Annotated in this window: 4 protein-coding genes; 3 read left to right on the forward strand and 1 reads right to left on the reverse strand. The window is 40.8% G+C overall.

The features are described from left to right. Both K8S13_RS02605 and K8S13_RS02610 read left to right on the forward strand, forming a co-directional pair. Positions 1 to 2730 (forward strand): efflux RND transporter permease subunit (locus K8S13_RS02605; RefSeq protein ID WP_291460204.1); only part of this gene is annotated, 2730 nt, incomplete at its 5' end. Next, the gene (locus tag K8S13_RS02610) at positions 2723 to 3601 is read left to right on the forward strand and encodes a bifunctional 2-polyprenyl-6-hydroxyphenol methylase/3-demethylubiquinol 3-O-methyltransferase UbiG (protein ID WP_291460205.1); all 879 of its coding nucleotides are present in this window, start codon (positions 2723 to 2725) and stop codon (positions 3599 to 3601) included. The genes K8S13_RS02605 and K8S13_RS02610, both read left to right, overlap by 8 nt. A gap of 14 nt (positions 3602 to 3615) precedes the next feature. Here K8S13_RS02610 and K8S13_RS02615 read toward each other — a convergent pair whose 3' ends face one another. Continuing rightward, entirely contained in the window at positions 3616 to 4713 is a 1098-nt protein-coding gene (locus K8S13_RS02615) for an ABC transporter ATP-binding protein (RefSeq protein WP_291460207.1), read from the reverse strand. 227 nt (positions 4714 to 4940) lie between these two features. On the opposite strand from K8S13_RS02615, the gene K8S13_RS02620 reads away from it, so the two are divergent. Next, on the forward strand, positions 4941 to 5603 hold the full coding sequence (locus K8S13_RS02620; RefSeq protein WP_291460209.1) for an extracellular solute-binding protein: 663 nt from the start codon (positions 4941 to 4943) through the stop codon (positions 5601 to 5603). Positions 5604 to 5802 lie beyond the last annotated feature (199 nt).

Below are 5802 nucleotides of genomic sequence, written 5' to 3' on the forward strand. Positions count from 1 at the left end.
ACGGATGAAATTTCTCTTGCAAATCTTATTGGCGTCAGGGACTATGAGATTTCTATTGAAGTGTCTGAAGAAAACCTGCAACGATTTAATTTGTCTTTTGATCAGGTTGCAATAGCCGTAAAAACAGGGAGTCTTGATTTACCGGGTGGTAAAATCAAGACAAAAGGAGGGGAATTCCTGGTCCGGGCCAAGGGAAAGCTTTATTCAGGGGAGGAATTTGAACAGATCCCGCTGGTGACAAGAGAAGATGGGACAAGTATTAAACTCGGAGATGTTGCCACTATTATCGATGGATTTGAAGATAAAGATATCAAAGCAAGATTTAATGGGAAACCTGCGGCCCTGATTGTTGTAAAACGAACGGACAGTCAGGATACCATTGCTATTTCAAAAACAGTCAAAGAATATATTAGAAATAACAAAGATTCCCTTCCCAAAGGTATTACTCTGGGCTATTGGTTTGATATGGCGGAAATGGTCCAGGACAGGATTGATCTTTTGCTGAAAAACGGTGCCCAGGGAATATTGCTGGTGTTTATTGTACTGGCCCTGTTTCTTGATCTCGGACTTGCTTTCTGGGTGGCGTCAGGAATACCCATATCGTTTATGGGGGCTTTCCTTATCCTGGATTTTTTTGGTGCATCCATTAATATGTTATCTTTGTTCGGATTTATCATGACATTGGGTATTCTGGTGGATGATGCCATTATTGTCGGGGAAAATGTCTATACCCACTATAAGACGGGCAAATCTGCCAAAGATGCAGTGCTTGACAGTATTGCTCAGATTGGTGCACCGGTTGTGATGGCGGTTACCACAACCATTGTCGCCTTCACGCCTTTAATGCATATTGACGGGATTATGGGCAAGTTCATCTATATCATGCCCCAGGCAGTGATCTGTATTCTTGCCATATCTCTTGTTGAAGTTTTTGTCATTCTGCCGGCTCATCTTCATCATGCACTGACACCTCCAAAAAAGAAGAAGGCTTTGATTTACCGTGTTTGTTTCTTTTGGCTGGACTGGTTGAAAAAAGATATTCTGGATGGTCATAGATGGGTTAGGGACAGAGTTGAAAAATTTTTAACCCGTTTTATCCGTTCAAGTTATACGCCTGTTTTAAAGTATTGTGTCAAAAACCGGTATTTTACTCTTGCCATCGGGTTTGGGATATTAATCGTCAGTATCGGGCTTTTGGCCGGTGGACATGTGCCCTTTGTGTTTTTTCCAAAAACCGACAGCAACTGGATTGTTTCAGAGATTATATATCCTTTGGGAACCCCTTTTGAAGCCACAGAAAAGGCCATAAAGCAAATTGAGAAAGGGGCATTTGACCTCAATGAATTTTTCAGGGGCAGGGTGGTTAATGGCGAAGATCTGATTGTTAATAATTTTTCCCAGGTGGGTATCATCCCCAGGAGAGACTGGAAACCAGGTGTATATGGGGGGCATTGCGGGGAAGCCTGGATAGAGATCCAGTCGGCTTCAAAACGGCCCGATATTTCTGCACCTGAAGTGACGGCAAAATGGCGCGAGTTGACAGGCGATATTCTTGGGGTAGAACAGCTGACTTTTTCTATTATTGGCGGTGGACCCGGTGGAAATCCAATAGAAATCCAATTGGTCGGTAATGATCTTGAACAGCTTCAACTTGCAGCAGACGTCTTAAAGGATGAAATTGCCAAATACCCGGGAACCTTTGATATCACGGATAATTTTAGACCCGGCAAGATGGAAATGCAGATTCATATACAAAAGGGAGCCAAATCTTTAGGGATTACCATGGCTGATATCGCCACTCAGATCCGGCAGGCCTATTATGGGGATGAAGTTTTAAAAATTCAAAGGGGTAAAGATGATATCAAGGTAATGGTACGATATTCTCAAAAAGAGAGGGAATCGGAATCCAGTATTGATGACTTAAGGATTCGAACCCGTGATGGCAGGCAAATCCCTTTAAATCAGGTGGCTCGGATTGAAATGAAAAGAGGGTATTCAACCATTCAACGGGTAGACCGGAAAAGAATTATTACGGTTATTTCCGATATTAATGAGGATATCGCCAATGCAAGGGAAATTGTTGAAAACCTTAAACACAATTATTTAAATACCCTTGTCAACCGGTTTCCCGGGGTGACCTATGACCTGGAAGGCCAGGCTAAAAGAACTGAAGAATCACTTAACAGCCTGAAAGTCGGCTTTTCTCTTGCAGCGATGATCATATTTTTGCTTCTTGCCAGCCAGTTTAGATCCTATATCCAGCCGGTAATCATTATGACCGCCATTCCCTTTGGACTCATTGGTGCCATTATCGGCCACTATTTTATGAATCTTGATATTACCATGATCAGTATTTTCGGAATTGTTGCCCTGTCCGGCATTGTAGTGAATGACTCTTTGATTTTAATTGATTTTGTTAATTCAAAGGTCAGGGAAGGGGCACGGGTTTTTGATTCTGTCATTGAAGCAGGACAAAACAGGTTCAGACCGGTTTTATTGACCTCGGTGACAACGGTTGCAGGTCTTTTTCCACTTCTTTTAGAAACCAGTTTCCAGGCACAGTTTTTAATTCCAATGGCAGTAAGTATCAGCTTCGGTCTGATGGCAGCCACGGTTTTAACCCTTGTTTTTGTCCCGTCTTTGTATGTGGTCATCAATGATATGGTAGGTATTTTTATTGCCGGGGATGGTGAAAGCCTATCAAATAACAATAGAGGTTCAAATGTGTAAAATGGATAATATATTTAATAAAAAATTTTGGATCAAGGAGTGGGATAAGGATAAAAAAAGCGATACTTACAATGTCCACAGGGGATTTTCCACACAGGAATACTGGGACAAAGCTGCCGCTACTTATAATCGGAATAAAAAAGAAGTCAGGAATCGTCGACTTGAAAAGACAATGTCATTTTTTAAAAGAAGCGGCCTTCTGTTTAAAGGAATGAAAGTCCTTGAAATCGGGTGCGGGACCGGAATGGTTGCAATGGAATTGGCAAAACACGGCGCACAGGTGACGGCCCTGGATTTTTCCAGGGGTATGCTGGAAAAGTTTGAGCAGGATATCACGCCGGACATTGAAAAAAATATCACCATTCTTAATGAAGACTGGTATGAAATTGATATAGAAGCAGAAGCATGGAAAAAAAAGTTTGACCTTGTCATTGCATTCATGTCTCCGGGAGTTGCAAGTCCGGAATCTTTTTTTAAAATGATGAACTGTTCAAAAAAAGGATGCACCATTCGGGGATGGGCTGCAAAAAGAAGGCATACGATTCTCTCTGTTTTGTGGGAAAAAATTATGGGGATACCTCTTGAAGATAAACCCCAGAGTATTTTGTATAAAATAAATCTCTTGTTTTCTTTGGGTTTTTTCCCGGAGATTACCTTTGATACCATTGAATGGGACCAAACCGTCCGGGTTAAAGAAGAATTTGACAGCCAGATGGCCTTTTTTAAAAAAGTGAGTAAAAAATCAGATGCTGAGCTTAAAGAAATTATTCAATCTTATCTTGAGAGTATATCAAAAGACGATTATATTATCAGGAAGCATAAAGGATTAACAGCCACGGCAGTCTGGAATATTGATTCAAGATACACTTAAGTTTACGGCTTAAATTAGTAAACCACCCGGGTGGTTTTTGCATCAAACAAGTGCATTTCATTAAGGTTCATACCTATTTTTATAGTTTCATTTGGTTTGAGAATCTGTCTTCCTTCACTTTTGGACATCATTCTAACTCCCATGATATCCATATGAAGATGGGTTTCATTTCCCAGGGGTTCAACAACCATTACACTCCCCGAAAAGATCCAGTCTTTGGGAAGCGATGTGCTGGAATTCACTGGTGTGAGATCTTCTGCACGAAGTCCAAGGATAACTTTTTGATCATGAACCAGATCTTTTCCTTGCTTATCCGGAACAGGAATCTTAAGCTCTGTTTTAAATTGGATAAAGGTATTATCTGGTTTTTTATTGATTGTGCATTCAACAAGGTTCATGGGAGGGGTGCCGATAAATCCTGCTACAAATGTATTCACGGGATTTGAAAAAAGCTCAAGAGGGGAGCCTACCTGCTCGATGTATCCATCCTTGAGAACAACAATCCTGTCTGCCAGGGTCATGGCCTCTATCTGGTCGTGGGTAACATAAATTATTGTTGAATTAACCCTTTGATGCAGCATTTTTATCTCTGCTCTCATCTGAATGCGAAGCTTGGCATCAAGGTTTGACAAGGGTTCATCAAAAAGAAATATAGAGGGTTTCCGCACCATGGCCCGTCCCATGGCCACCCGTTGGCGCTGTCCCCCGGAAAGTTCATGGGGTTTTCTCGTCAATAGATCTTCAATGCCCAGAATAACCGCAACTTCCTCTACCCTCTGTTTGATTTCAGGCTTGGGAGTTTTGCTTAGTTTTAACCCAAAGGACATATTATTAAACACATTCATGTGGGGATAAAGCGCGTAGTTCTGGAATACCATGGCAAGGCCCCGGTCCTTTGGTGCGATATCATTGACGATCTTATCATCAATTGAAATCGTACCGCTGGATATTTCCTCCAGTCCTGCCACCATTCTGAGCAGGGTTGATTTGCCGCACCCGGAGGGCCCCACAAGAACCAGGAATTCCTTATCTTTGATATCAAGGTTTATCCCATGAATCACCTCGGTTTTACCATATTTTTTGATAACATCCTTGAATCTTAATTCAGTCATTTGATTTCCTGATTCTTGCAGCCTGTTTAATTAATTATCATTTTTATCAGTGATCATAAAACAACAAAAAATATCATTATGCAAATCTTTTTTTAAAAAGAACTTTAATCTTGACTCTTTGGTAATATCCTATTAAAGCTGAATGATGCAATAAAAATGCAGTTTTTTTTATTGGCAAGCTCAAACAATATAGATTTTAAAATAATTCAATTAAGGAGGAAAATTAAATGAAATTTTCAAAATTATTTTTATTTTTAATCATTACAGTATGTCTTGCGTTCCCTGTGTCAGTTTTTGCTAAACCCATTACCATTAACTGGTGGCATGCCATGAGAAGTGCCAGGGGTGAAGTGGTTAAAAACATGATTAATGAATTTAATGCGTCTCAGTCAGAGTATGAGGTTATCGGAACCAACAAGGGTAACTATGATGAAGTAATGAATGCGGGAGTTGCCGCTTTCAGGGCAAAAAAACAGCCCCATCTCCTCCAGGTTTTTGAAGTGGGAACCCAGACCATGATGCTTTCAGGCGCCATCTATCCGGTATTTGAACTCATGAAGGATGCTAAGATTGATGTGGACTGGTCCCGGTATCTCCAGGCGGTTCTCTCCTATTATATGAATGCTGATGGCAATCTTATGTCAATGCCGTTTAACTCTTCCACACCTATTATGTATTATAATGTTGATATGTTAAAAAAAGCAGGTATTGCGCCTTTATCAAAAGAGACGCCTGTTACCTGGGATGAGTTGGGTGAAATTACTAAAAAAATTGTCAATGCCAATGTTGCTAAGGCCGGTATGGTCACTGCATGGCAGTCCTGGACCCAGATTGAGAATTACAGTGCCATTCATAATATAGCCTTTGCCAGCAAGGCCAATGGATATTAAGGGCTTGACTGTGAGCTTAAAATTAATAATCCCCAAGTGGTAAAACATATTACAAGACTGAAATCATGGGCAGATGACAAACGGTTCATGTATGGCGGCCAAAAATACCAGGGGCCGAAATCAGAATTTATTGCCCAGAATGTAGCCTTTTACATTGATTCCATCAGCGGCATTGCAAAGTTGAAAAAAGCAGTTAAGG

The organism is Desulfobacula sp. (assembly GCF_021107415.1).